At 60.6% G+C, this 2,896-nt stretch carries 1 protein-coding gene; it reads left to right on the top strand.

What is annotated here, in order from left to right; all coding sequences use genetic code 11:
• Positions 1–1,628: 1,628 nt before the first annotated feature.
• Positions 1,629–2,717 carry a polyprenyl synthetase family protein gene (locus ACZ6DL_RS38025; RefSeq protein WP_466058575.1) on the top strand — a complete coding sequence of 363 codons (1,089 nt, stop codon included), beginning with the start codon at positions 1,629–1,631 and terminating at the stop codon, positions 2,715–2,717.
• Positions 2,718–2,896 lie beyond the last annotated feature (179 nt).

Genomic DNA, 2,896 nt, shown 5'->3' with positions numbered 1-2,896 from the left:
GATCGACGGTGCAGGAAGCACGCACCACGACTCTGGATCCGCGGCTAAGCGACTCGCGGGCGAGTGCGGGGCCGGTTCGTCTGCGCCGAACCGGTTAGAATCTGACAGCATCGCATAGTCACTGCTCAGTGAGGCCGGGGCCCTGAGAACTCAAGCTCGGACACTGGTCGAACAGCGGCAGGCCAGCGCTATTGAGGTACTGAACCTTGGCGATGAGTCAATAGGGCACGCGGCGAAGGGCGCGTCCGCCGCCGGTCCGGACCCGGCTCGATCGACAGGCTTCCTGGCGCCGCCATCAACTAATCACGTCTGCTCGTTTCTGTGTTGTGTTGAGCGTGCAGAGAAGAAACATCGTCCAAGCTGGATCGTGGAGTGGGAAGCGATGCCAGGTCAGTCGATTATTCATTGTTGCCACGCATGGGAAGCTCTGCTGCGGTGTTCTCTGGTGTACCGAGTACCCTTCTTCACGGTCGGTGAGAGGTTATATGCGAGGTACCCGCTGAACCTATGCGCGTTTTGCGAATACATATGACGGCTTGTCACCGTATTGTGACATCTTGGAATCGTCCGGTAGAAAGAGAGTCCGTAATGAATATCCTGTCGATTCTTTCTATGGCCCTCAGTGCGGGGGAGTGGCATCTTGAGCCTCGGTAGCGGCGTGATCTAGAAGGCTTTACATTGCAGTGTCGACGCGGTCACGAGTTCCTGTCATCGGGTGCGAGTGCTGGCAAGTCCTCGACTCGGTGACTGGTCGTCATTGTGGCCAGTGGACGCAGCTGACGATTTCGAGTTCGGCGAGTACGCATCCCAAATGTCTACGACGACGTCGAGTATTCGGATATTTGTCCGCGAAAGACCCTACGGCAAACCAACCGTCTGATGTATCTGCGATGTGGGCTCGAAGGGCGGGCGGGCACGACAGAGACTGGCATTCATGGTGGAGCGGTCGTGGCCTCCAGCACGAATCTCGCCTTTGCGCACAGCAGTCGCACCTCCCCACCGATTACCAAGCGACCTTAGATGTTGTCTCACCTCGATGTAATCCATGCTGATGTGTCGTGTTCGCTTGTGCTGCATGCGGTTCGGTTGTGGCTGCGGAGTTGTCGAAGCGGCTGGTGTCCCCGACAGTTTGTGGGAGCTGGTAGTGCCGTTGTTGCCGGAGTTCGTCCCGCGCATAGAGGGTGGCGGTACTACGCTGGGTCAACCAGCGGGCGGGGTTCACCGCAGTGGTGTACGTGCTGACCAGTGGTTGTGCCGTGGCGCATGCTGTCACCTTCGTTATAGGCGTAGTTCTGTGTGTGGCGCGCACCCTGGCGGCCCGGACTGCCGGGCCGGGTGCGGCAACCTGGTGTCCTTTCGTCGACGCGCGCGAGCCAGTGGATACCTGCAGTGTCTGCGCGGAACTCGGCGCCAAGCAGAGTCTTTAAACCGGCGGTGGACATGTGTCGAATCTCGAACGCTGCCCCCTGGCGAAAACTGGTGCGCTGCAGGCGAAAGTCGATGTGGATAGGGCGACAGTCGAGCTGAGGTTAATTTCTTTCATTGCATTGCTTTGATGTGTCATTAAAGTGCGGAGAGCTCAGTCCGCTGTTGCGGTCATGACGTTACTGTGGATGGGACAGGTGTAAATGGTAGAGCGGATCCTGCCGCACCTGGCGTGCACCGAGTCGGTCCGGCACGAGTACGAGATGGATCTGCGTCGGGTCGAGGTGGTACTGGCCGAATTTCTGGCCGACAAGGAGACTCGCGCTGTAGCACCGCAGCTTCCGTTGTTCGTCGGCTGGCTGCGGGAGTTTCTGGTTGGTGGAAAGCGGTTGCGTCCGCTGCTGTGTTGGTGCGGGTGGCGGGCTGCGGGAGCGGGTGGTGATCCCGAGGTCGTTGCGCGGCTGGCGGCGTCGCTGGAGTTGTTTCATGCTTTCGCGTTGATCCACGACGATGTGATGGATGGCAGCGCTACCCGGCGGGGCAAGCCCACCGCGCATCTGCGGATCGCTGCTGATCACGCCGTTTATCGTGCGGCAGCGCGGTTGGGCATCAATACTGCGATCCTGTTGGGTGATCTGGCTCTGGGGTGGTCGCATGACCTGGTGCATCGTGCGGGATTGACCGAGGCGCAGGGTGAGTGTGTCTGGCCTTTGCTGGATGACATGCGGATGGAGACAGTGTGCGGCCAATACCTCGACCTGGCGTCGGAGTGCACCGTGGACGTCGACCTCGATGCCGCGCTGGCTATCTGCCGGTATAAGACCGCGAAGTACACGATCGAACGCCCGCTGCATTTGGGAGCGGTTCTCTCCGGTGCCGACGACGAACTGCTCGCCACCTGCACCGCGTATGCATTGCCACTCGGAGAGGCGTTCCAGCTACGCGATGATCTGCTGGGGCTATGCGGCGATCCGGCAGTCACAGGCAAATCAGGACTCGATGACCTGCGCGAAGGGAAATGTACGGTGCCTATAGTCCTGACATGGAAGCGCGCTGATGCCTGCCAACGCGAACGGCTCCGTGCCGTGATCGGCAACCCGACGGTCGACGACGCCGATGCCGAGGAGATCCGGAACATCCTCACCGTTGCTGGAGTCCGTGCCGAGGTGGAGCAGATGATCACCCGCCGCCGTGAGCAGGCTTTGAGCGTGCTGGACAGCGCCGACCTCCCGAATTCGGCCAGCGCTATGCTGCGCAGCCTCGCTGCAGCCGCCACCATCCGCAACCGCTGAGCTGATGACCCACTTCGTGACCACTCGTGATGATCCACGTACCGTCCGCTCGCGCGGGAGTCCGTGTATATGGGCGCGGCTAGGTTCTGTCTCCCAACGACCTGAGCCATTCCACGATCAGGGCCAGGACGACTCCGGCGCGGTAGGTGATGGCTAACTTGTCATACCGTGTGGCGACC

The organism is Nocardia sp. NPDC041819 (assembly GCF_055590505.1).
This window is presented reverse-complemented; position numbering and strand designations above follow the sequence as displayed.